Raw genomic sequence first — 23,192 nt, 5'->3', positions numbered from 1 at the left:
GGGAGGTTCGGTGGTCGGAGGTGGAGGTGTGGGTCGGTGCGGTCACCACGGTGACGGTCCGTCGGTGGTGAGGAAGTCCGGGTGCGCCTCGCAGTACTCCCGGGTCCCGGTGTACGGGTCGGTGAGGTCGACGTGGCGCTGGTGGCCGCGTGAGTCGACGACGACGACGAGGTCCCATCCGGCGGAGTGGATGCTGTCTCCGAGTTCCGCGAGGAAGCGCCCCCTGGCCCAGGCCCGCGTCCGGGCGGGCGGGGTCGTGACGGCGGCCTCGACCTCGTCTGGGGTGGTCAGTCGGCGCATCGCGCCCTTCGCCACCAGACGGTTGTAGAGGCCGCGTTCCGGATCGATGTCGTGGTACTGGAAGTCGATGAGCGCGAGCCGTGCGTGGTCCCAGTCCAGTGCGTCGCGGGCGCGGAATCCCTCGAGCAGGCGCAGCTTGGCGGGCCAGTCCAGGCGGTCGGCGCACGACATGGGGTTCTGCTCGAGGGCGTCGAGGATCTCCCGCCATTCGGCGAGGACCTCGGTGGCCCAGTCCGGTCGGCCGGCGCCGTCGCCGATGAGGTCGGCGACCCGGTCCAGGATCTCGCGTTGGAGACCGATCCCGGTCAGTGCGCGGCCGTCGGGCAGCGGCACCGTGGCGGTCAGCGACGTGTCGTGACTGATGACGTGCACCGCCTCCACTGGGTCGACGGGCAGGAGATCGGAGAAGTCCACGCCCTCCTCGATGGCGTCCAGGACCAGGCACGTGGTGCCGATCTTGAGGTACGTCGCCAGTTCGGACATGTTCGCGTCGCCGATGATCACGTGCAGTCGGCGCCACGTCTCGTCGGACGCGTGCGGCTCGTCGCGGGTGTTGATGATCCCGCGACGCAGGGTCGTCTCGAGCCCGGTGAGCACCTCGATGTAGTCGGCGCGCTGGGAGAGCTGGAAGCCGGCCGTCTCGCCGGACTGCCCGATCCCCACGCGTCCGGCGCCGCAGAACACCTGCCGGGACAGCAGGTGCGGTGCCAGGCTCAGGGTCAGGGCGTCGAAGTCGACGTCGCGGCGGACGAGGTAGTTCTCGTGCGCGCCGTACGAGGCGCCCTTGCCGTCGACGTTGTTCTTGTACAGCTTGAGTTCGGCGCTGCCCTCGGTCGCCGAGGACTCGACCCCGGCGCGGTGCATGACGAGCTCGCCGGCCTTGTCCCAGATCACCGCGTCGCGCGGGGAGTCGACCTCCGGCGCGGAGTACTCGGGGTGCGCGTGGTCGACGTAGAAGCGCGCGCCGTTGGTCAGCACCCGATTGGTCACCCCGAACTCGCCGGGGTCGTAGGCGCGCACGGCTCCCAGGTCGAAACCGCGGGCGTCGCGCAGGGGCGATTCCGACTCGTAGTCCCAGCGGGTCTCGTCGGCGCCGCCGGCGGACTCCCCGGGGTCGGTGTAGGCCTTGATCACCTGGGTGGAGGTGACCACCGAGCTGAGCAGGGGCTGCCCGACCGCGACGATGCCGAACTCGATCTCGGTGCCGATGATCCGGCCTCGCCCGACCTCACCCGACGCGTTCCGAACGGGAGGGGTCACTGGTCCACGCCCTTGTTGGGGATGGAGACGTCGACGACGCGCTCACCGCGGACACCGGTCAGCCGCGCCCATTCCTGCGGGTTGGAGGTGTTGGGCAGGTCCGCGCTCTCGGCGAACTCGGCGTCGACAGCGTCGAGGAAGTCGTCTGTGGTCAGGCCCTGCCCGGTGCCGTGGACGATGTCCTTGATCGCCAGCTTCTTGGCCCGGTCCACGATGTTGCGCAGCATCGCCCCGGAGGTGAGGTCGGCCAGGTACAGGGAGGATCGGCGGCCCGAGGCGTACACCAGGTGCACGTACGTGGTGGACGCGTCGCGCGTGTAGAGCCTGTCGACGATCCGGTCGATGAGGTCCGCCACGTGCGTCTGCTCGTCCGCGTCCCCGACCTCCTCCGGGTCGAAGCGCAGGTCGGGGGTGATGTATTTCGCCAGGATATCGGTCGCGGCGTCGCGGTCGGGCCGGTCGATGCGGATCTTCAGGTCGAGCCGGCCGGGGCGCAGGATGGCCGGGTCGATCATGTCCTCGCGGTTGGAGGCGCCGATCACGATGACGTTGCGCAGGTCCTCCACGCCGTCGATCTCCGCGAGCAGCTGGGGCACGATCGTGGTCTCCATGTCCGAGGAGACACCGGAACCGCGGGTGCGGAAGATCGAGTCCATCTCGTCGAAGAACACGATGACCGGGTTGCCCTCGGTCGCCTTCTCACGCGCCCGCTCGAAGATGGAGCGGATGTGCCGCTCGGTCTCGCCGACGTACTTGTTGAGCAGTTCCGGGCCCTTGATGGACAGGAAGTACGAGTTGGGATAGCGACCGTCGGAGACGTCGTCGCCCCGGGAGACCGCCGACGCGCGGGCCAACGAGTGCGCGACGGCCTTGGCGATGAGGGTCTTGCCGCAGCCGGGGGGCCCGTAGAGCAGGACGCCCTTGGGTGGGGCCAGGTGGAACTCGCGGTAGAGGTCGTGGTGGATGAAGGGCAGCTCGATGGCGTCGCGGATCTGCTCGATCTGCGGTCCGAGTCCACCGATGTCGGAGTACTCCACCATCGGGATCTCCTCGAGCAGGAGCTCGTCGACCTCGGCCTTGGGCACGACCTCATACGCCACGCCCGCCTTGGGGTCGACCAGCACCGCGTCGCCCGGACGGACCGGGGCGGGGTGCTCGGCGGTCCGACCGCCCCGCAGGGCGGTGGCCAGCACGACGATGTGCTCCTCGTCGTTGCCCATCACGACGCGGGCGCGGACGCCGTCGGCGAGTACGTCGCGGAACACGGCGGTGACGCCCGTGACGGGCAGCTCCCCGGAGACCTCGAGCACGGTCATGGCCTCGTTGAGACGCACCGTCGTACCGGCGGTCAGCTCGGCGGCGTCCACCCCCGGGGCGATCGCGAGGCGCATCCGCCTACCCGCGGCCATGACCTCCACGGAGTCCGGGCCGGAGGGTCGGGCCAGTACGACGCCGTAGGTGCTGGGCGGGGTGCCGAGTCGTTCGACCTCACCCTTGAGCGCCTCGAGCTGGTCGCGCGAGTCCCTGAGCAGGTCCGCGAGCCGGACGTTGCGGGCGCCGAGGGCGTCGATCTTGATCGCCTTCTCGCGGTCCGAGCGGGCCCCCTCGTCCACGGCCTTCCGCAGCCGTGCGAGCTCGGCCCGGTCGATGGCGACCCGGTCCTGCCCGTCGCCGGCCGGGGAACGTCCCTCGGTCACGCGATCACCTGCCCTCCTGGTCGTCGACGAGTCACCTCGTCGTCGTCCCCTCCACCCTATCGGCGGACGCGGGCGCAGGTCCCTGCGAGTCCGCCGGTCAGCCCTTTCCGCTGCGCCGCTTGGGCTTGAGGGTGGTCACGCCCTCGGCGAGCCGGCGGGCGGTCACGAGGAACGCCGTGTGGCCCTGCATGCGGTGCTCCGGACGCACGGCCAGGCCGACCACGTGCCAGCCGCGGTTGATCGACTCCCACGCCCGGGGCTCGGTCCAGCACTGCTGACGCCGCAGGGCCTCCACGACGTCCGACAGCTGGGTCGTGGTGGCCACGTAGGCGACCAGCACCCCGCCGGGCACCAACACGTCGCTCACCGTGGGCAGGCACTCCCAGGGCGCGAGCATGTCCAGCACCACGCGGTCGACCTGGCCCCCCAGCGCCTCCACGGAGGTCTCGGCCAGGTCCGCGACGCGCAGGTCCCAGTTCTCGGGGTGCTCGCCGTAGAACGTGCGGACGTTGTGCTCGGCGTGCTCGGCGTGGTCCTCACGGATCTCGTAGGAGAACACCCGACCCTCGGGGCCCACGGCCCGGAGCAGTGAGCAGGTCAGCGCACCGGAACCGGCACCGGCCTCCAACACCCGGGCGCCGGGGAACACGTCACCCTCGTGCACGATCTGCGCGGCGTCCTTGGGGTAGATCACCTGGGCGCCGCGCGGCATGGACAGCACGTAGTCGGTGAGGAGCGGCCGGAGCGCGAGGTAGTGGGAGTCCTTGGTCGAGGTGACGATCGACCCCTCCGGCGCACCGATCAGGTCGTCGTGGCGGACGGCCCCGTGGTGGGTGAAGAACTCGGCGCCCTCGACGAGGACGACCGTGTACTTGCGCCCCTTGGTGTCGGTGAGTTGGACGCGGTCGCCCACGACGAACGGACCGGATCGCTGCACAGGACCTCCAGGGGGGACATACGGGCCGGTTGTCCGACCGGTTGTCTACCCTGCCAGGTGTGACGGATCCCCTGGAAATCGGCGGCATCCCGGCAGCGGGCGACGTACCCCTGCCGGAACGCAAGCCCCTCGCCCTGTCCGCCTCGCGCGCGGCGGACTTCCGGCAGTGCCCGCTGCTGTACCGCCTGCGCACCATCGACCGGATCCCGGAACCCAAGACGCGCGCCCAGGTGACGGGCACCGTCGTCCACTCGGTGCTCGAGGAGCTCTACGGCCTCGAGCAGTCCGACCGGGCACCGCAGCGCGCCGCGGACCTCGTCCCCGCCGCCGTCGAGAACTTCTACGCGGCGGAGGACGGCGCCGACGTGGTACCTGTGGCCGAACGCCCCGGGTTCGAGGCCGAGGTCGCGGGCCTGGTCTCGGCCCTCTACGGCGTCGAGGACCCGCAGCGCTTCTCCCCCGCCTCGTGCGAGCAGTACCTGCTCACGGCCACTCAGTCGGGGACCCCGCTCCACGGCTACCTCGACCGGGTCGACGTGGCGCCGACCGGCGAGGTCAGGGTCGTCGACTACAAGACCGGCAAACCCCCGAACCCGCGGTACCAGCACCAGGCGATGTTCCAGATGCGCTTCTACGCCCTGATGTACCACCGCGTCCACGGGGTGCTCCCCGCGCAGCTCAAACTCATCTACCTCAAGAACGGCAGCTGGCTCACCCTCACCCCGGATCATGCGTCCCTCGGTGAGACCGAGGCGTCCCTCGACTCGCTCTGGTCGGAGATCGAGCGGGCCGGGGAGACGGGGGACTTCCGCCCCCGTACGTCCCGCCTGTGCGACTGGTGCAATCATCAGGCGCTGTGTCCGGCGTACGGCGGTACCCCGCCGGAGTACCCGGGGTGGCCCGGGACGCGGGTGGTACCAGCCGGGACGGACAGTCTGCTGTCAGGTCAGGGAGAACCGAGGAGAACATGATGACGGAGGCCTACTTCGAGCCGCTGGGTACCGACGACGGCTGGGAGGTCTTCCGAGCGACGCCGCACACCGTGAGCGCCTGGGGCCCCGACCTGCAACACGGGGCCCCGCCCTCTGCCCTCCTCACCCGGGCCATGGATCGGCTGGACCCGTCCGAGGAGACGCGGATCGCGCGGGTGGCGGTCGACCTGCTGGGTCCGGTGCCCCTGGGCGAGTTGCGGACGCGGGCGCGCGTGACCCGACCTGGCCGGCGGATCCAGCTGGTCGAGTCCGAGCTCGAGGCGCGGGGACGGATCGTCGCCCGGGCGAGTGCGTGGCGGATGCTCGTCAGCGACACCGCGGAGGTCGAGCAGACGCTGGATCAGCCCCGCGAGTTGCCGGGAGCTGATCACAACAGTGAGTTCTTCAACCGCTGGACCAGCGGTTACATCGACTCTCTCGAGATCCGGGGTGCCGAGGACGGCACGGTGTGGGCGCGGCCCACCCTGCCGCTGGTGGCAGGTGAGGAGACGACCCCCGCCGAACACGTGATGTGCGTGGCGGACATCGCCAACGGTGTCGGAGCGGTCCTCGAGCCCCACGAGTGGCGATTCCTCAACACCGACGTGGTCACGCACCTGCACCGCCGGCCCGTCGGGCAGTGGATCGGGGTGACAGCGCGGGCCTCGATCGGTCCCGACGGGGTGGGCGCGACCACCGGAACGCTCTTCGACGAGGTCGGTGCGATCGGACACACCCTGCAGGCCTTGCTGGTCGAGCGGGTCTGATCGGGCGCGGTCCCTGCCCAGGGATCCGCTACTCCGACTTCGGATCCGCTACCCCTGTGCGGGTAGCGGATTCGAAGGGAGGGTAGCGGATCTTGTGGTTGTCAGCCCATTCGGCAGGAACGGATGTCGGTCGCGATGACCGACTTCGCACCGGACGCGGCGAGCTCGTCCATGATCGAGTTGACCCGCTTGCGCGGCACCATCGACCGGACGGCGATCCACGCCGGGTCCGCCATCGGCGAGACCGTGGGCGACTCGATCCCCGGCGTGATCGCCGAGACCTCGTCGAGCAGATCCTTGGGGCAGTTGTAGTCGAGCATCATGTACTGCTGGGCGAACACCACACCCTGCAGGCGCGCCCTGAGCTGTGCCATCGCCGCGGATACCTCGGCGTCCGCCCGGGAGATCAGCACGCCCGAGGAGTCGCACAGGATGTCGCCGAACGCCTCCAGGCCGTGGACCTTGAGCGTCCGCCCGGACCCCACGACGTCGGCGATGCAGTCGGCCACCCCCAGCTGGATCGAGATCTCCACGGCGCCGTCGAGGCGGATGACCTCCGCCTCGACCCCCCGCTGCTGGAGGTCCCGACGCACGATATTGGGGTACGAGGTCGCGATCCGCGCGCCGGCGAGCCGGTCGGTGGACCATCCCGCCCCGGCGGGACCGGCGTAGCGGAAGGTGGAGTGGCCGAAGCCCAGATCGAGGAGCTCATCGACCTCGGCCATGGAATCCGCGGCCAGATCCCGGCCGGTGATGCCCATCTCGAGGCGGCCGGAGCCCACATAGACGGCGATGTCCTTGGGACGGAGGAAGAAGAACTCGACGTCGTTGTCCGGGTCGATCAGCGTGAGGTCTTTGCTCCCCTCGTGCCGACGGCGGTACCCCGCCTCGGCGAGCATCTCGGAGGCGGACTCGGACAGGGCGCCCTTGTTGGGCAGTGCGACGCGCAGCATGACGGGGGCTCCGGGATCTGTGAGCGTGAGGGTGGACGCGGGGCGGGGTCTAGAGATGTCGGTAGACGTCCTCGAGGCCGAGTCCGCGCCTGAGCATCATGACCTGGGTCCAGTACAGGAGCTGCGAGATCTCCTCCGCCAGTTCCTCGTCGGACTGGTACTCGGCGGCGATCCACACCTCTCCGGCTTCTTCGATGACCTTCTTGCCCAGTTGATGCACACCCTTGTCGAACGCGGCGACGGTGCCGGACCCCTCGGGGCGCGCGGTGATGCGCTCGGACAGCTCGGTGAACAGCGAGTCGAAGGTCTTCACACGCTCGATTGTCCCATAGCCGCACCCACGGGTGTGCCGGAGGTGAGCCCGTGGAGCGCCGCGGTGTCGACGCCCTCCAGGGTGTCGTGGGTGTGGGCCCCGACGACGCCGGGCTGGCCGTCGGTCGACGGGATGTACAGCACCCGGCATCCGGCGGCGACCGCCGCGGTCGCGCCGGTGACGGAATCCTCCACCGCCACCGCCGAGCCGGGCTCCACCCCGAGCCGGGCACACGCGAGGAGATACGGGTCCGGGGCGGGCTTGGCCTCGGTGACCATGCACCCGGTGACCACCACGTCGAAGCGGGAGCGGTCGATGAACTCGAGGGGCACCACCGCGACATCGGCGGTGGTGTTGGTGACCAACGCGACCGGAGTCCCCGTCGACGCGATATCGGCGAGGAGATCCTCGGCGCCCGGCCGCCACCTCATATCAGTTCGCATCAGCTCGGTGACCCGGGAGTTCAAGCGGTGGGCGAGGCGGTCGAACTCCTCGCCCACGATCCGGCGACCCGTGTACTCGCCGAGGATCTCGAAGAACCCGTGGAGGGAGTTGCCCAGCGTCCTCTCGCGCGTCGTCTCGTCGAGGGGGCGCCCCAGGTGCTCGGCGAGCTCGTACACGGCGATGTCCCACAGTCGCTCGGTGTCGACGAGGGTGCCGTCCATGTCGAGACAGACGGCGGCCGGAACACTGTCAGAGGAATTGCTGGTCACGGCCTACTGTCTACCCGAGTCAAGTGAACCGGGGGTGACCCGAGGCGCCGATTGCGACGGGATCGCATCGAAGTCACTGAGCTTCCGTGGCACCATCACGACGCGCGCCGAGTTGAGGATCGCCAGCACATCGATGACCTCCTGCGCGATCGCCCCCGCGAGAGGGCTCAGCAACCCGAAGACGGCGAGGAGCATCCCGATCACGGAGGCGGCCATCCCGCCGACCGCTGACTGCAGGGCGATCCGACGCATACGTGCTCCGATATGGAGCAGGTCGTCGAGGCGCTCCAGTGAGGAATCCAGCACCACGGCGTCGGCGGCCTCGGACGTCACGTCGGAGGTGGCACCGAACGCGACTCCTGCGGTCGCGGCCGTCATCGCCGGGGCGTCGTTGATGCCGTCCCCGAGGAACAGCGTCGGCCCCGTGGCAGTGCGTTCGCGGACGATCGCGAGTTTGCCCTCGGGGCCGACCCCGCCGTACACCTCACTGATGCCCACCCGGTCCGCCAACCGGCGGACCTCGGTCTCGCGGTCACCCGAGATGATCATCATGTGCTTGACGCCGTGCGAGCGCGGCAGATGTGCGATGAAGTCGCCTGCGGTCGCCCGCGGTTCGTCCCGGAACCGGAAGGTGGCGGCGTACCGTTCGTCCAGGAGGACGATCGATTCCAGACCGGCCTCCGTCTCCGGGAGGAGGTCGACGGCGTCGGGGTCGACCGCGGCGAGTCCACGACGGTTGGTCAGGCGAAGGCTGTGGACGCCCACCTCACCGACCAGTCCGGCGCCGGGTTTCTCGGCGACCGAGCTGAGTGGTGGTATGGCGAGACCTCGTTCGGTGGCGGCGTCGACGACAGCTCGGGCAAGAGGATGACGGGAGTAAACCTCGACCGCTGCTGCGGTCGCCAGCACGCCATCCGGATCGGCGCCCGGTCGAGGAATGATCTCGGTCAGGACGGGGCGACCGTAGGTCAGTGTGCCCGTCTTGTCGAACATCATCGTCTCGATCCGGCTGACGTTCTCGAGCATTGCCGGGTTCCGGATGATGATCCCACGCTTGGCGGACAGCGAGATGGCGCCGATGATGGCGACCGGTACGCCGATGAGCAGTGGACACGGGGTCGCGACGACCACCACGGCGAGGAAGCGGGTCGGGTCGCCCGAGATGGCCCAGCCGAGGACGCCGAGGGCAAGTGCAACCAGCGTGTACCAGGCGCCGAGACGGTCGGCCAGGCGACGCATCGGGGGCCGGTGTTCCTCCGCCTCCCGCAGGACGCCGACGATCTGCGCGTACCGGGAGTCTGCCGCCCGGCGTTCGGCCCGGACGGTCAACGCCACCTCGCCGTTGACGGACCCGGAGAGCACCTGGGAGCCGGGTGACTTCGGCACGACGTACGGTTCGCCGGTCAGGAACGACTCGTCCATGGCGCCGTCGCCACCCACGACCTCGCCGTCGACGGGGCACAGTTCATGAGGCAGGACGAGGAGGAGGTCATCCACGCGGACCTCCTCCGCGCGGATGTCGTCCACGCCCGCGGCCGTAGAGTCCCCGCGGAGTCGATGCGCGATCGTGGGACTGCGCCGCGCGAGGGCGTCGAGGGTGGCCGATGCCCTCCGCGACGCCGCGGCCTCGAGCGCCTCGCCCCCGGACAGCATGAGGACGACGATCGCGGCGACCAGCCACTCGTCGAGAGCGACCGCCGTGATGATCGAGATGGCGGCGAGCATGTCCGCCCCACCCGCGCTCCTCACCGCCGAGCGCAGTACCTCGAGGATGAGTGGGACCCCGCCGACCACGACCACCGCGACCAGGGGCGCCCGGATCGACCACTCGACCGTCGTGGAGACGCCGGGACCGGTGACCGCGCGCGACACGAGGTGGATCGCGATGGCCAGGACGGTGGCCATCGCGAGTACCCCCTGGCGAGAGCCGACGAAGGCGCGGAGTGGCCCGTCCGCCCGGCCCCGCGTCGATGCCGACGCGGGGCTGGTGGATTCACCGCCAGATCGGTGCCCGATGGTGTGCATGACTTCATCATCCGCCGTCGGATATGGCCTCTACCAGCAAGGACAGGCTGTCCTGCGTGCCCGCCTCAGACGTTGAAGTACTTGGCCTCCGGGTGGTACAGCACGAACGCGTCGGTCGACTGCTCGGGATGCAACTGCAGTTCCTCGGAGAGTTCGACGCCGATGCGCTCGGGCTCGAGCAGATCGACGACCACCTTGCGGGACTCCAGGTCGGGGCAGGCGCCGTAGCCGAAGCTGTACCGGGCACCCCGGTACTTGAGGTTGAAGTACTCCTCGATGCTGTCCGGGTCCTCGTCGGAGACCGTGCCCTCGGGCAGGCGGAGTTCGTCGCGGACCCGTCGGTGCCAGAACTCGGCGAGGGCCTCGGTGAGCTGCACGGACAGGCCGTGTACCTCGAGGTAGTCCCGATAGTTGTCCGCGGCGAACAGCTTGTTGGCGAAGTCCGCGATGGGCGTGCCCATGGTGACCAGCTGGAACGGCAGCACGTCCACCACTCCCTCGGCCTCGCAGCGCTCCTTGGAGGCCAGGAAGTCGGGGATGGCCAGGAAGCGCGGTCGCTGCTGGCGCGGGAACGCGATCTTGTGGAGCACCTCGGCGTCGGGGCGCGGCTCGGCGAGCACCCAGATCTCCTCGCCCACCGAGTAGGCCGGGAAGTAGCCGTACACCACGGCCGAGTGGGACAGGATGTTCTCGGTGGTCAACCGGTCGATCCACGAACGCAGGCGGGGCCTGCCCTCGGTGGCCACGAGCTCCTCGTAGTCCGGCCCGTCGCCGCTGCGGGTGCCCCGCAGGCCCCACTGGCCGAAGAACAGGGCACGCTCGTCCAGGTGACCGGCGTAGTCCGCCACCGGGATCCCCTTGGCGATCCGGGTCCCCCAGAACGGAGGGGTCGCGATCGGCTGGTCGGCCGCGATGTCCGACCGCTCGGGGACCACGACGGGCTCGGCCTCGGCGGCGCGCTTGGCGGCGATCCGCTCACTGCGAGCGCGGCGCTCGCGGCGTTCTTCGGCCTTGGCCGCGGACTCCGACGACTGCGACATCGGGACCCCGGTCCGTTTGGACGTCATCACCTCGTCCATGAGCCGCAGGCCCTCGAACGCGTCCCGCGCGTAGAACACCTCACCCTGGTACATCCCGGCGAGATCGACCTCGACGTAGGACCGGGTCAGCGCGGCACCGCCGAGTAGGACCGGGAACTCCCCGGCGATCCCCTCCGAGTTGAGCTCGGCGAGGTTGTCCTTCATCACGACGGTCGACTTCACCAGCAGGCCGGACATGCCGATCACGTCGGCCTTGTGCTCGCGGGCCGCGGAGATGATCTCCGAGATCGGCTGCTTGATGCCGATGTTGACCACGTCGTAGCCGTTGTTGGACAGGATGATGTCCACGAGGTTCTTGCCGATGTCGTGCACGTCGCCCTTGACCGTGGCGAGGACGATGCGGCCCTTGCCGTCCTCGTCGCTGGCCTCCATGTGGGGCTCGAGGTGGGCGACCGCGGCCTTCATGGTCTCCGCCGACTGCAGGACGAACGGCAGCTGCATCTGACCGGACCCGAAGAGCTCACCCACGGTCTTCATCCCACCGAGCAGGTGGGTGTTGATGATCTCCAGAGGGGGGATCTCCGCCATCGCGGCGTCGAGGTCCGCCTCGAGTCCCTTGCGCTCGCCGTCGACGATCCTGGCCGACAGCCGCTCCATGAGCGGCATCGCGGCGAGCTCGGCCGCGCGCGCGTCCTTGGCGCCGGCCGCGGACACGCCCTCGAACAGCTCCATGAACACCTGGAGGGGGTCATATCCCTCACCGCGACGGTCGTAGACCAGGTCGAGGGCGACCTCCCGCTGGCGCTCGTCGATCTTGCTCATGGGCAGGATCTTGGAACTGTGCGCGATCGCGGTGTCCAGACCCGCCTGGATGCACTCGTGCAGGAACACCGAGTTGAGCACCTGGCGGGCGGCCGGGTTGAGGCCGAACGAGATGTTCGACAAGCCGAGCGTGGTGTGGATCTTCGGGTGTGACCCGGTGAGCCGGCGGATGGCCTCGATTGTCTCGATGCCGTCGCGGCGGACCTCCTCCTGGCCGGTCGAGATGGGGAAGGTCAGACAGTCGATGATGATGTCCTCCTCCGCCACCCCCCAGTTACCGGTGAGGTCGGCGATGAGCCGCTCGGCGATCTCGACCTTGCGATCCGCGGTCCGGGCCTGGCCCTCCTCGTCGATGGTCAGCCCGACCACAGCCGCGCCGTGGCGGGAGACCAGCTGCATGATCCGCTGGAAACGGGACTCCGGCCCGTCGCCGTCCTCGTAGTTGACCGAGTTGACCGCGCAGCGGCCACCCAGCTTCTCCAGACCGGCCTCGATGACACCGGGCTCGGTCGAGTCGAGCATGATCGGCAGCGTCGAGGAGGTCGCGAGCCGGCCGGCCAACTCCTTCATGTCGTCGGAGCCGTCCCGGCCGACGTAGTCCACGCAGAGGTCGACCATCTGCGCACCGTCGCGCATCTGCTCCTTGGCGATGTCCATGCAGGTGTCCCAGTCGCCGGCGAGCATGGCCTCGCGGAACCGCTTGGAACCGTTGGCGTTGGTGCGCTCACCGATCATGAGGATCCCGGCGTCGGCGCGCAGGGGGGTCGAGCTGTACAGCGAGGCGACCGCGTTGACGGGCTCCACCCGACGCTCGGCCTTCTCGCGGCCCAGGACCTCGTCGCGCAGGCGGGTGATGTGCTCGGGGGTGGTGCCGCAGCACCCGCCCACCATCGACAGGCCGAACTCGGAGACGAAATCGGCCACCTGCGGCGCGAACGCGTCGGCGCCCAGGGGGTAGACGGCGCCGTGCTCGCCGAGCTCCGGCAGTCCCGCGTTGGGCATGACCGACACGGGGATCCCGGCGTGCCGGGACAGGAACCGCAGGTGCTCGATCATCTCGGCCGGACCCGTGGCGCAGTTGAGGCCGATCATGTCGATGCCCAGCGGCTCCAACGCGGTGAGGGCCGCGCCGATGTCCGAGCCGAGCAGCATGGTGCCCGTGGTCTCGATGGTGACGTGGGAGATGATCGGCAGCCGCCGGCCGGCGGCGGCCATCCCGTCCTGGCACCCGAGCACCGCGGCCTTGACCTGGAGCAGGTCCTGGCTCGTCTCGATGAGGTAGGCGTCCGCGCCACCTCGTGCCAGCCCCTCGGCGGCCTGGGCGTACGCGTCCCGCATCTCCTCGAAGGTGGTCTGCCCCAGGGAGGGCAGCTTGGTGCCCGGCCCGAGGGAACCCAGCACCATCCGGGGGGTCCCGTCCTCGGACGGACCCATCTCGTCGGCGACCTTGCGGGCGATCGCCGCGCCCTTCTCCGCGAGCTCACCGATCCGGTCGACGATGTCGTAGTCGCCCAGGTTGGACAGGTTGCAGCCGAAGGTGTTGGTCTCCACCAGATCGGCGCCAGCGGTGAAGAACGCCCGGTGGATGTCCTCCACGACGTCCGGACGTGTGGCGTTGAGGATCTCGTTGCAGCCCTCCAGGCCCAGGAAGTCCGCGTCCACGTCGAGGTCGACGGCCTGCAACATCGTGCCCATCGCCCCGTCACCGATCAGTACTCGCCGACGGGCGGCATCCAATAAGGGCGAATCGAAATCGACAGACATGGCCCCAGTGTATGGGTGGGGAACAACCGGACGAACGTAGGCTGTACTAATGACTGTCCAATGGAGTCCCGACGGGCATCTCGATCTGGAGAGCCCGGTGATGATCGTGGCCTTCGAGGGCTGGAACGACGCCGCGGACGTAGCGACCGGCACCATCGAACACCTCGCCCTGAACTGGGAGGCCCGCCAGATCGCCGAGGTCGGCGGTGACGAGTTCTTCGACTACCTGGACCAGCGGCCCGTCGTCCGGATCTCGGGTGGGGTGTCCCGCTCGGTGGAGTGGCCCCGGGTGGTGGTGTCGGCGTGTCGACCGGACGGGTTCGCCGCGGACGTGTTGCTGGTGCGGGGGCCCGAGCCGGCCCTGAAGTGGCGCCGGTTCGCCTCGGAGTTCGTCGACCTGGTCGACACCCTCGGGGTGTCCCAGGTGATCCTGCTGGGGGCCTACCTCGCCGACGTGCCGCACACCCGTCCGGTCCCGCTCACCGGCGCGGCGTTCAGCCGCCAGCGGATGGCGACGATGGGTGTCGAACCGTCGGACTACGAGGGGCCCACCGGGATGTCCGGGGTGCTCCAGCAACTGCTCACCGAGGCGGGGGTGCCCACGCTGAGTGTGTTCGCGGGGGTCCCCCACTACGTGGCCTCGCCGCCGAACCCTCGGGGCACCGAGGCGATGTTGTCCTGGATCGCGGAGAACCTGGGCATGGCGGTACCGATGGACGCGCTGCGCGTGCAGGCGCGGACGTGGGCCGACCGTGTCGACGCAGCCGCGGGCGAGGACGAGGACCTCCGCGATTACATCCAGTCCCTCGAGGACCGGATGGACGAGGACTCCGGAGTGACCCCGGGGGTCGACCCGGAGCCCGACCGCGGCCGCGCGTCGGGTGGGGAGGCGATGCCGCTGGTCGACGGCGACGCGATCGCCGCCGAGTTCGAGCGCTTCCTGCGGGGCGAGCGGGACGAGCCCGACGCCGGGTGACCCGCGGCCGGTCGGGACGCGGCACCCGCGTCCCGCAGGCAGGCGGCCCCGCCGGTCAGCAGGTCAGCCGGCCCGGCCGGTCAGGCGGCGGTCGACGGGATGCCGAGAAGAGCGTCCAGGGCGGTCGCGACCGCGACACCGGCGGCCGGGTCCGCCTCGTCACCGCCCAGCGTCGCCTCCGCCCACGCGTCGATCGCGGCCAACGCCCCGGGCGTGTCCAGGTCGTCCGCGAGGCGCTCGCGCAGAGCCGTGATCGCGGCCGCCGAGTCCGCACCGGCGCCGCGGGCGACGGCCCGGTTCCACGTGTCGTATCGGAGACGGGCGGCCTCGAGGAGCTCCCCGGACCAGGACCGGTCCACGCGGTAGTGCCCGGCGAACAGGCCGAGCCTGATGAGCGCCGGGTCGACGCCCTCCTCCCGCAGCGCCTGCACGCGCACCAGGTTGCCGAGCGACTTGCTCATCTTCACGCCGTCGAGCCCGATCATCGCGGCGTGGACGTAGAAACGGGCGAAGGGCGCCTCCCCCGTGGCCGCCTCGGCGTGGGCGGCGGAGAACTCGTGGTGGGGGAAGGCCAGGTCGCTGCCGCCACCCTGGATGTCGAACTCCATCCCCAGTCGGTTGCGGGCGATCGCCGAGCACTCGATGTGCCACCCGGGTCGGCCCGCCCCCCAGGGGGAGGGCCACGCCGGCTCGCCGGGACGATTGACGCGCCACAGCAACGCATCCAGCGGGTGTTCCTTGCCGGTTCGGTCGGGGTCGCCACCGCGCTCGGCGAAGGCGGCGGCCATCTCGTCGTCGTCGTAGCCCGACTCGTACCCGAACTCCTCGGTCGCGCCGTGGCGGTAGTAGACGTCGGAGTAGCCGTCGACGGCGGGGTCGATGCAGTAGGCGTGACCACGCTCAAGGAGCTCGGCCACCATCTCCACAACCTCGTCGATGGTCTCGGTGGCCGCGACGTAGTCACGCGGCGGGAGGACCCGGAGCGCCTCCATGTCCTCGCGGAACCGGTCGGTCTCGCGGTCCCCCAGCTCCTGCCAGTCGACGCCGTCACGCTCGGCCCGCTCGAACAGCGGGTCGTCGACATCGGTGGTGTTCTGGACGTAGTGGACCTCGTGCCCGGCGTCGAGCAGCTGACGGTAGACGAGGTCGAACGTGAGATAGGTGGCCGCGTGACCGAGATGGGTGGTGTCGTACGGGGTGATCCCGCAGACGTACATGCGTGCGACGGGCCCCGGCGCCACCTCGCGGGACTCCCCGCCGGCCGTGTCGAACAACCTCAGGGGGACGCCGTCGCCGGGGACCGAGGGGACGACAGGCGTGGACCACGAGTGCATGCGGCCGAGTCTAGAGACCACGCGGTCAGAAGAGCGGCCAGGGTAAGGGGTAGCCGGGGCCGGGAACGGGGAACACCCGGGTCGCGAGGAGGGTGTCGACGCGCTCGGTGAGAGCCTCGACCTCGGCGGAGGAGAGCAGGTCGGACAGGGCCGCGCCGAGTGCGCCGCCCTCTGCCAGGTCGCGCCGGAGACGCTCCAACCCCGCCACGTCGTCGGCGGTGAGGGGTTGACCCGCCCACCCCCACAGGACGGTGCGCACCTTGGGCTCGGTGTGGAAGGACAGGCCGTGGTCGATCGCCCAGACGACCCCCGCGGCGTCGACGAGGACGTGTCCGCCCTTCCGGTCGGCGTTGTTGACCACGTGGTCGAACACCGCGATACGGCGCAGCCGGTCGTCGGTGCCGTGTGCCACCACCACGTCCTCTCCCCGCGCGCCCTCCCCCCGCAGCACGACCGCCCGGCCGCCCGGGACGGCGTCGGCGGGGTGGACGTCGATCGGGTCGTGCCCGGAGCGTTGCTCGCGATCGATCTCCTCGATCCAGCGCTGGGCCATCCCCGGCCCGCCCGGGCCGTGCGCGGCCACGGTCTGTGGCACGAGGTCCCAGCCCAACGCCTCGGAGACCGCGTGTGCGGCGATCTCCCGCGCGGCCAGACTGCCGTCGGGGAAGTCCATCAGCGGCCGCTCCCCCGCCGACGGCTTGTAGACCCAGCTGTCCCCGTGGGCGTCCACGCAGTGGTAAACCGCGTTGCTGCCGGACGGGATCCGGTACAGCACGGTGAGTTCGGGGCTGACCGGGCGGTCGGTCACGGGTCGATGAGGTCGGTGAGCGCCTCATCGGACCGCGGGAGGTAACCGTTGAGGCGGACGCACAGGTGGCCGGTGGTGTCGATCGGTTCGCCGCACAGCGGGCACGGGGCACGGCCGGCGGAGACGACCTTCTCGCTGCGGAGCACGAACTGCCGGGCGCGCTGGGGGGTGAGGAAGACGCGCAGCGCGTCCGGCGCGTCCTCGGCGTCCGACAGCACCACCGACTCGTCTGTGGCGGACGGGTCCATCGCCAACAACTCCACCACGATCTTGGAGTGCTCCCCGTCCCAGCCGAGCCCCATGGTGCCCACCTGGAACTCGGCGTCGACCGGCATCTCGAGCGGGTCGAGATCATCCACGACGCCGCCGGCCGGCGGGATCGGGACGTCGGACTTGGCGGCGATCTCGTCGAGCAGGTCGCCCATCCTCTCGGACAGGATCTGGGCCTGCTGCTTCTCGCACCGCACCGAGATGGTCCGGCCCGACTCGGTGGCCTGGACGAAGAAGACGCGCTCGCCCGGCTGGCCGACCGTGCCCACCACGAACCGGGTCGGGTCGCGGAACTCGTGCACTGCCCTGCTCATGCGGGTGGTCTCCTCGTGGGGTGGATGGTGGTGCGGATCATCAGGCTACGTTCCCGCCGGGGACGGCGTCCGAGCTGGCGTGCCCCGCCGTGGCGTCGCCGACCCGGCCGGCCGGGTCCCCGCGGAGACCCGCCAGGTCGCCGCCGGTGTCGTTGACCCGGAGCACGAACGGGCGGTGTGGCGTGTACCGGACCACGGACACCGACGCGGGTTCCACCACGATCCGCTGGAACTGGTCCAGGTGCATCCCGTAGGCGTCCGCGATCACCGCCTTGATGACGTCGCCGTGGCTACACGCCACCCACAGCACGTCGCGATCCGCCTCCTCCGCCAGGCGCTGGTCGTGGCGACGGATGGCGGTCACCGCCCGACCGGCCATCCCGGCCAGGGACTCCCCGTCCGGGAAGACCGCCGACGAGGGGTGCTGCTGGACCACCGACCACAGGTGCTCGGAGGCGAGGTCCTTGAGTGGTCGGCCCGTCCAGGAGCCGTAGTCGACCTCGACCAGCCCCTCGTCGACCAGCGGCTCCACGCCCAGCGACCGCGCCAGGGGTTCGACGGTCTGACGGCACCGCATGAGGGGCGACCGGACGACCGCCTCGACGGGCAGTTCCCCGAGCCGACGGCCGAGTTCCGCGGCCTGGGCGTGGCCGGTGTCGTCGAGGCCGACCCCCGGTGTACGGCCTGCCAACGTGAGGGCGGTGTTGGCGGTGGATCGGCCGTGCCGGAGCAGGATGACGGTCATACGGGAAGATTACCGACGGCCCGCCGGGTCGGTCACCGGCCGGGCGGCGGCCCCGGTCAGGTCGCGGGGATCGTGCCGGTGCCGAGCAGGATCATCACCAGGGCGCCGAGGAGGATGCGGTACCCGGCGAACCAGGCGAGCGAGTGGTTCTGCACGAACCTCAGGAGCCAGGCGATGGCGGCGTACCCGATGACGAACGCGATCGCCGACCCCACGAGGAGCTGGAATCCGCTCGCCGACTGCCCCACCGACGGTTCGAACGCGTCGGGGAGGCTGAACAGGCCCGAGGCGAGGACGGCGGGGATGGCCAGCAGGAACGAGAACCGCGCCGCGGCCTCACGCGACATGTTGAGGAACAGGCCGGCGGAGATCGTGCCCCCGGAGCGGCTCACGCCCGGGATGAGCGCCAGACACTGGGCCAGCCCCATGACGATCGCGTCCTTCATCGTCAGACCCTCGAGCGATTTGGCGTCGACGGGGCGGTCCTGCCGGCCGAACCTCTCGGCGAGCAGGAACACGAAGGAGAAGACGATGAGCACGATGGCGGTGATCCAGAGATTCCGCGCGGCGTCACGGATGAAGTCCTTGCCGACGAAACCGATGAGCGCGATCGGGACCGACCCGACGATGACGAACCACCCCAGGCGGTAATCCGGGTCGGCGCGGTGCTCGGAGTCGAACACGCCCCGGAACCAGGCGACGAGGATGCGCACGATGTCCTTGAAGAAGAACACCAGCACCGCGGCCTCGGTGCCCAGCTGGACCACGGCGGTGAAGGACGCGCCCGCGTCCTCGCCGAAGAACCAGGTGGAGAAGATCCGTAGGTGGCCGGACGACGACACCGGCAGGAACTCGGTGAGGCCCTGGAGCACCGAGAGCACGACGACCTGGAGCCAGGACATCCCTTCCGCGGTGGGCGCGGCGAGGACCGATGTGTTCACGTGCGCTGTTTCCTCTCGGGTTCCGGCGGATCGGACGCGGATCGCGTCACCGCACCCAGCGAGAGTAGTCGCCCGGACCTGGACGGTGCCCGAGCACCCGCGTGGTGGACAATGGCGGGCAGTCGAAAGGAACACCGTGCACCGACGTGTCCTCCACCGTTCCGGCATGCCCGCCGCCCTCCTCGCCCTGGCGATCGCACTGACCGCCTGCTCCTCGCCCACCGCGGAGCTCGAGGAGCAGAACAGAATCGCCCAGGGCAACGCCTCCCCCGCGGAGTCGCCGCAGGTCTCCGACCCCGCCGGGGGTGACGTGATCCCGGTTCCCGGCTCGGTCCGCTCCCTCGTCGCGGTGGGTGACCGGGTCATCGCCCGGGTCGACGACCCGCCGTCGCTGGAGATCGGTCGAATCGACGGCACCCGCTGGGTGGAGGAGGACTCCGTGCCGCTGCCCCCGGGTGCCGGCGATGTCTCGGCCGCGCACGACGGCACGGTGCTGGTCCCCCACTCCGACGGCGTCGTCCTGGTGTCGGCCACCGGGCAGGTCCGTGAGATCACCGGGCTGGGCCCGGTCACCGCGGCCGCGCTGACCACGGACGGTCGACTACTGACCGGCACCCCGGAGGGCGAGATCGTCGTGCGCGACGCCGACGGTGCCGAGCAGCGTCGCATCGGCGGGCTGACCGCCGTGGACCGGATCAGCGTCGCCCGGGACGGCTCGGTGACGGCCCTGAGCCGCCCCGACACCGTCATCGCCAGCATCGACCTCGACTCGGACAACGCCGGGCCGCTCCTGCGTGCCGGCAAGGGGGCGGGTCAGCTCGACGAGTTCGGCGAGCGTTCCGTGGTGGCCAGCGACACGGTCGGCGGGACCCTGCTGGTGTACTCGACCTCGCCCGTCCGGCTGCATCAGCAGTTCCCCGTCGCCGCGGCCCCGTGGGCGGTGGCGGAGGACACGTCCAGAGGACTCGTCTGGGTCACCTCCACGGGGACGAACACCGTCCAGGCGTACGATCTCGGCGACGGCGTCGGTATCCAGCGCGCGGACATCCCGACGGTGCGCCAGCCCGACTCGCTGGCGGTCACCGACTCGGGGACGGTGGTGGTCGGTTCCGCGGACGGGGCGGGACTGCACCTCATCCGACCGACCCTCACCGAGCCGGCGAGCTGATCGCCCAGAAGACCCACGTCCCGCCCGGGGACGTTCACCGAGGAGGACCGTGTACGCACTGCTCAAGAAGGTGCTGTTCCGCTTTCCCGCGGAGCGGATCCACCACCTGGTGTTCGGCCTGCTCAAGCTCCTGACCCTGGTGCCCCCGCTCGGTGCCGTGGCTCGCCGGATCCTGGGTGTGCGGGACCCCGTGCTCGCCCAGGAGGTGCTCGGTCGTACCTTCCCCGGCCCGCTCGGGTTGGCGGCCGGGTTCGACAAGAACGCCGCCGCCGTGGACTCGTGGGGCGCGATCGGCTTCGGGTTCAGCGAGGTGGGCACCGTGACCGCCTCTCCCCAACCGGGCAATCCCACCCCGCGCCTGTTCCGGCTCGTCGAGGACCGGGCGATCCTCAACCGGATGGGGTTCAACAACCACGGGGCCGGTAACGCGGCCAACAACCTCCGTCGGCGCCGCAGCAGTGACCCGGTGGGGATCAACATCGGCAAGACCAAGGTGGTCCCCGCGGAGGACGCGGTCCGCGACTACGTGGCCTCGGCGACGATGCTCACGGGTCTCGCCGACTACCTCGTCGTCAACGTCAGCTCCCCCAACACTCCCGGTCTACGGGATCTGCAGGCCGTCGAGTCGCTCCGGCCCATCCTCGCGGCGGTGCGGGACGTGGCCACGATCCCCGTCCTGGTGAAGATCGCGCCCGACCTGGACGACGCGGACATCGACGCGGTGACGGACCTCGTGCTGGAACTGGGGCTGGCGGGCATCGTCGCCACCAACACCACCATCTCGCGTGACGGACTGCGGACCCCCGCCGCGGCGGTCGAGGCACTGGGCGCCGGGGGCATCTCCGGCGCGCCGGTCGCCGCCCGGTCGCGGGAGGTCCTCTCGCGGATCCACGGACGCGCAGGCGGCCGCATCGTCATCATCTCCGTCGGTGGCATCGAGACGCCCGAGGACGTCTGGGACCGCATCACCCACGGCGCGAACCTCGTCCAGACCTACACCGGGTTCATCTTCACCGGACCCACGCTCCTGCGCGGCACCAACCGGTTGGTGGCCAAGCGCCTCCGCCAGGGCGGGTTCGGGTCCCTGGCGGAGGCCGTCGGCTCGGCGGTGCGCTGAGCGCTACTGAGCGCTACTGCTCGAAGATCCCCGTCACCGTGCCGCGGGCCAGGCCCTGGCCGAACAGGTTGAACCCGACGAACGCGCACGAGGCGTCGTCACCGAGCTCGATCTCGTCGCCCACCGCGTGGACGGCGAGGATGTAGCGGTGCGGCCCGTGGCCCGCCGGCGGGGCCGCGCCCACGAAGCCCTTGAAGCCGGCGTCGTTGCGGACCACGACCGCGCCCTCGGGGAGGCCCGAGGTGTCGTCGCCCGTGCACGCGCCCTCGGGCAGTGAGGTCACCTCTGCCGGGATGTTGGCCACCGACCAGTGCCAGAAGCCCGACGCGGTGGGGGCGTCCGGGTCGAAGACGGTGACCACGTAGGTCCTCGTACCCTCCGGACCCGCGCTCCAGCTCACCTGTGGCGACCTGTCCTCGCCGCCCTCGACACCCATCTTCCCGCCGAGCTGCGCGGCCGACAGGGTGGCACCCTCGGTGAACGACTCGCTCGTCACCTCGAGGGCCGGTAGATCCGGGAGTGCGGCGTAGGGGTCGGGCACACGGAAGTCGGTCATCGTCATCCTCCTGCGATCGTGGCGGTGTGGAGTGGTCCTCCATCCGGTCACGTCCCTGTCTACCAGCCCTGTCTACCAGCGATGACCCGGCGGTGGGAGCCGCGGCGGGACCCCGATTTGGTCCACGGTTCGGGCATCGGCTAATGTCATTCCTCGCACGACCAAGCCGGACACGAGCCGGTGGAGGTCACCAGTGTGCGAGCGCGAGTGGCGGAATGGCAGACGCGCTAGCTTGAGGTGCTAGTGTCCTATTAACGGACGTGGGGGTTCAAGTCCCCCTCGCGCACACTGTGTCGAGACAGTAGAAGTGGCCCCGGATCCGTGAGGATCCGGGGCCCACTTGTTTCTGGGTGAGTTTTGCTGGGGAGGTCGCCCGATGGCCCGCACACCCCGCACACCGCCCCCCGCTCAGCAGCAGCTCATCGACCGCCTGCGCGAACTCCTCGTCGATGAGCCGGTGACCCGCGAGGTGTCGATGTTCGGCGGCCACTGCGTCATGGTGTCCGAGAAGATCGCGGTCAGCGCCGGACGGGACGGGTCACTGCTCGTGAGGGTCTCCCCCGACCGGCACGATGAGCTCATGGCCCTGCCCGGCGCGATCCGGGCCGAGATGGGCGCCGGGCGGGACATGGGGCCCGGGTGGATCACCGTGGAGCCGTCGTCGATCGCGACGGACGATCAGGTGGCCGGGTGGCTCGCGCCGGCCCTGGAGTACAACCGTTCGGTCACCGGCGGGACGCCGTGAGGGCGAGCGCCGGCCGACCGGGCGATGCGGCGGGACGGGCCCTGGCAGCTGCCGCCCGCGCCGCAGACCGGGGCCTGGACGCCCTGGGGCTGGCTCCGCCGCCCCTGGACCTGCCGTCGGAGGTCCGCGCCGATCTCGACGGGTTCTTCGCGGGCACGATCGACCCCACGCCGGTCGTGATCCGCCGCGGCCACGTTCCGGGAGTCCCACACCGGCGTGCGTTTGCGCTGCCGGGCCTGATCTATCTCGGCGCCGACCCCGGGATCGTGGTCATGACCGACCCCGGCCCCACGCGGCTACGGGCCACCCCGACCCTGGTGCACGAACTGACCCACATCTGGCAGGGCCGGTACCTCGGCCCGCGCTACGTGGTGCGGTCGTTGAGCGAGCAGATCCGCCTGGGCCGGCGCGCCTACGACTGGCGGGCGGCATTCGCCCGCGTCGTCCACGACGCCCCCGCCGGCCAGGGCCCGGGCGTGCTGCCCGTGGAGGCCCACGCCCAGCTGGTGTCCGAGGCGTACGCCGCGGGCCACGGCTTCGCCCCCACCGCCGTCCTCTCCGGGCGGGACCATCACCTGCGGGCGGTGGAGCACGTGCTCACCGGGTTGCGTGCCGGCGACGTGTCCACCCTGCGGGGGCGGACGGTTTAGGGGCTG

General features: G+C 70.5%; 21 protein-coding genes and 1 tRNA gene. 8 read left to right on the top strand and 14 right to left on the bottom strand.

Annotated elements, in window-relative coordinates; all coding sequences use genetic code 11:
- Positions 1-42 precede the first annotated feature (42 nt).
- The 3 genes from dop to CK206_RS02885 form a co-directional block, all read right to left on the bottom strand.
- Positions 43-1,560 carry a depupylase/deamidase Dop gene (gene dop, locus CK206_RS02895; protein WP_096905487.1) on the bottom strand — a complete coding sequence of 506 codons (1,518 nt, stop codon included), beginning with the start codon at positions 1,558-1,560 and terminating at the stop codon, positions 43-45.
- Complete coding sequence (gene arc / locus CK206_RS02890; protein WP_096905486.1) at positions 1,557-3,257, bottom strand: proteasome ATPase; 1,701 nt, start codon at positions 3,255-3,257, stop codon at positions 1,557-1,559. The genes dop and arc overlap by 4 nt, the downstream gene beginning before the upstream one ends.
- 97 nt (positions 3,258-3,354) lie before the next feature.
- Positions 3,355-4,194: a tRNA (adenine-N1)-methyltransferase gene (locus tag CK206_RS02885; RefSeq protein ID WP_096905485.1), complete on the bottom strand. Its 840-nt coding sequence runs from the start codon at positions 4,192-4,194 to the stop codon at positions 3,355-3,357.
- Positions 4,195-4,253: 59 nt separating this feature from the next.
- Between CK206_RS02885 and CK206_RS02880 the strand changes: the two genes are divergently transcribed.
- Positions 4,254-5,165, top strand: coding sequence for a RecB family exonuclease (locus tag CK206_RS02880; RefSeq protein WP_067714445.1), 912 nt, complete (start codon positions 4,254-4,256; stop codon positions 5,163-5,165).
- Positions 5,162-5,932, top strand: a complete 771-nt coding sequence (locus CK206_RS02875) for a thioesterase family protein (protein WP_341254086.1) — start codon at positions 5,162-5,164, stop codon at positions 5,930-5,932. Before CK206_RS02880 ends, CK206_RS02875 begins: the two co-directional genes overlap by 4 nt.
- Before the next feature lie 101 nt (positions 5,933-6,033).
- Here the strand turns inward: CK206_RS02875 and hisG are convergent, their stop codons facing one another.
- From hisG to metH, 5 genes are all read right to left on the bottom strand, one after another.
- A complete protein-coding gene (hisG, locus tag CK206_RS02870) occupies positions 6,034-6,885 on the bottom strand; it encodes an ATP phosphoribosyltransferase (protein ID WP_067714440.1) in 852 nt (283 codons plus the stop codon).
- 49 nt (positions 6,886-6,934) lie between these two features.
- Positions 6,935-7,198, bottom strand: a complete 264-nt coding sequence (locus CK206_RS02865) for a phosphoribosyl-ATP diphosphatase (protein ID WP_096905483.1) — start codon at positions 7,196-7,198, stop codon at positions 6,935-6,937.
- Positions 7,195-7,911, bottom strand: coding sequence for an HAD family phosphatase (locus tag CK206_RS02860; protein ID WP_096905482.1), 717 nt, complete (start codon positions 7,909-7,911; stop codon positions 7,195-7,197). The genes CK206_RS02865 and CK206_RS02860 overlap by 4 nt, the downstream gene beginning before the upstream one ends.
- Before the next feature lie 3 nt (positions 7,912-7,914).
- On the bottom strand, positions 7,915-9,816 hold the full coding sequence (locus CK206_RS02855; protein ID WP_254050461.1) for a heavy metal translocating P-type ATPase: 1,902 nt from the start codon (positions 9,814-9,816) through the stop codon (positions 7,915-7,917).
- A 185-nt stretch (positions 9,817-10,001) separates the two neighbouring features.
- Positions 10,002-13,562: a methionine synthase gene (gene metH, locus CK206_RS02850; RefSeq protein WP_096905480.1), complete on the bottom strand. Its 3,561-nt coding sequence runs from the start codon at positions 13,560-13,562 to the stop codon at positions 10,002-10,004.
- A gap of 49 nt (positions 13,563-13,611) precedes the next feature.
- Between metH and CK206_RS02845 the strand changes: the two genes are divergently transcribed.
- Entirely contained in the window at positions 13,612-14,538 is a 927-nt protein-coding gene (locus CK206_RS02845) for a PAC2 family protein (RefSeq protein ID WP_067714429.1), read from the top strand.
- A gap of 80 nt (positions 14,539-14,618) precedes the next feature.
- Here the strand turns inward: CK206_RS02845 and mshC are convergent, their stop codons facing one another.
- The 5 genes from mshC to CK206_RS02820 are packed head-to-tail and all read right to left on the bottom strand — an operon-like array spanning position 14,619 to position 18,911.
- Positions 14,619-15,872 (bottom strand): cysteine--1-D-myo-inosityl 2-amino-2-deoxy-alpha-D-glucopyranoside ligase, encoded by a 1,254-nt coding sequence (mshC, locus tag CK206_RS02840; protein WP_096905479.1) that lies wholly within the window; start codon positions 15,870-15,872, stop codon positions 14,619-14,621.
- 25 nt (positions 15,873-15,897) lie between these two features.
- Entirely contained in the window at positions 15,898-16,680 is a 783-nt protein-coding gene (locus CK206_RS02835) for an SCO1664 family protein (RefSeq protein ID WP_096905478.1), read from the bottom strand.
- Entirely contained in the window at positions 16,677-17,264 is a 588-nt protein-coding gene (locus CK206_RS02830) for a DUF3090 domain-containing protein (protein ID WP_096905477.1), read from the bottom strand. Before CK206_RS02830 ends, CK206_RS02835 begins: the two co-directional genes overlap by 4 nt.
- A gap of 40 nt (positions 17,265-17,304) precedes the next feature.
- Positions 17,305-18,009 (bottom strand): histidine phosphatase family protein, encoded by a 705-nt coding sequence (locus tag CK206_RS02825; RefSeq protein ID WP_096905476.1) that lies wholly within the window; start codon positions 18,007-18,009, stop codon positions 17,305-17,307.
- 56 nt (positions 18,010-18,065) lie between these two features.
- Entirely contained in the window at positions 18,066-18,911 is an 846-nt protein-coding gene (locus tag CK206_RS02820; protein WP_194307203.1) for an undecaprenyl-diphosphate phosphatase, read from the bottom strand.
- Positions 18,912-19,116: 205 nt separating this feature from the next.
- Here CK206_RS02820 and CK206_RS02815 point away from each other — a divergent pair, with 205 nt between their 5' ends.
- Positions 19,117-20,118: a hypothetical protein gene (locus CK206_RS02815; RefSeq protein WP_173674756.1), complete on the top strand. Its 1,002-nt coding sequence runs from the start codon at positions 19,117-19,119 to the stop codon at positions 20,116-20,118.
- Between the two features lie 49 nt (positions 20,119-20,167).
- Entirely contained in the window at positions 20,168-21,235 is a 1,068-nt protein-coding gene (locus tag CK206_RS02810) for a quinone-dependent dihydroorotate dehydrogenase (protein ID WP_096905474.1), read from the top strand.
- 13 nt (positions 21,236-21,248) lie between these two features.
- Here CK206_RS02810 and CK206_RS02805 read toward each other — a convergent pair whose 3' ends face one another.
- On the bottom strand, positions 21,249-21,791 hold the full coding sequence (locus tag CK206_RS02805) for a YbhB/YbcL family Raf kinase inhibitor-like protein (RefSeq protein ID WP_067714407.1): 543 nt from the start codon (positions 21,789-21,791) through the stop codon (positions 21,249-21,251).
- 201 nt (positions 21,792-21,992) lie between these two features.
- On the opposite strand from CK206_RS02805, the gene CK206_RS02800 reads away from it, so the two are divergent.
- The 3 genes from CK206_RS02800 (at position 21,993) to CK206_RS02790 (ending at position 23,186) form a co-directional block, all read left to right on the top strand.
- Positions 21,993-22,077: transfer RNA gene (locus CK206_RS02800), tRNA-Leu, on the top strand.
- Positions 22,078-22,167: 90 nt separating this feature from the next.
- Positions 22,168-22,536, top strand: coding sequence for a TfoX/Sxy family protein (locus tag CK206_RS02795; RefSeq protein WP_096905473.1), 369 nt, complete (start codon positions 22,168-22,170; stop codon positions 22,534-22,536).
- Entirely contained in the window at positions 22,533-23,186 is a 654-nt protein-coding gene (locus CK206_RS02790; protein WP_096905472.1) for a hypothetical protein, read from the top strand. The genes CK206_RS02795 and CK206_RS02790 overlap by 4 nt, the downstream gene beginning before the upstream one ends.
- The last annotated feature ends 6 nt before the right edge of the window (positions 23,187-23,192 follow it).

The organism is Dietzia sp. WMMA184 (genome assembly GCF_002441635.1).
Lineage (GTDB): Bacteria > Actinomycetota > Actinomycetes > Mycobacteriales > Mycobacteriaceae > Dietzia > Dietzia kunjamensis.
This window is presented reverse-complemented; position numbering and strand designations above follow the sequence as displayed.

What these genes read in the sequence shown, in the direction of transcription:
- CK206_RS02815 (WP_173674756.1), top strand. Translation starts at nt 19,117, where the DNA reads ATGCCCGCCGCCCTCCTCGCCCTGGCGATCGCACTGACCGCCTGCTCC.
- CK206_RS02825 (WP_096905476.1), bottom strand. Translation starts at nt 18,009, where the DNA reads ATGACCGTCATCCTGCTCCGGCACGGCCGATCCACCGCCAACACCGCC.
- CK206_RS02830 (WP_096905477.1), bottom strand. Translation starts at nt 17,264, where the DNA reads ATGAGCAGGGCAGTGCACGAGTTCCGCGACCCGACCCGGTTCGTGGTG.
- CK206_RS02805 (WP_067714407.1), bottom strand. Translation starts at nt 21,791, where the DNA reads ATGACCGACTTCCGTGTGCCCGACCCCTACGCCGCACTCCCGGATCTA.
- CK206_RS02875 (WP_341254086.1), top strand. Translation starts at nt 5,162, where the DNA reads ATGATGACGGAGGCCTACTTCGAGCCGCTGGGTACCGACGACGGCTGG.
- CK206_RS02795 (WP_096905473.1), top strand. Translation starts at nt 22,168, where the DNA reads ATGGCCCGCACACCCCGCACACCGCCCCCCGCTCAGCAGCAGCTCATC.
- CK206_RS02820 (WP_194307203.1), bottom strand. Translation starts at nt 18,911, where the DNA reads ATGTCCTGGCTCCAGGTCGTCGTGCTCTCGGTGCTCCAGGGCCTCACC.
- metH (WP_096905480.1), bottom strand. Translation starts at nt 13,562, where the DNA reads ATGTCTGTCGATTTCGATTCGCCCTTATTGGATGCCGCCCGTCGGCGA.
- mshC (WP_096905479.1), bottom strand. Translation starts at nt 15,872, where the DNA reads ATGCACTCGTGGTCCACGCCTGTCGTCCCCTCGGTCCCCGGCGACGGC.
- CK206_RS02855 (WP_254050461.1), bottom strand. Translation starts at nt 9,816, where the DNA reads ATGGCCACCGTCCTGGCCATCGCGATCCACCTCGTGTCGCGCGCGGTC.
- hisG (WP_067714440.1), bottom strand. Translation starts at nt 6,885, where the DNA reads ATGCTGCGCGTCGCACTGCCCAACAAGGGCGCCCTGTCCGAGTCCGCC.
- CK206_RS02845 (WP_067714429.1), top strand. Translation starts at nt 13,612, where the DNA reads ATGACTGTCCAATGGAGTCCCGACGGGCATCTCGATCTGGAGAGCCCG.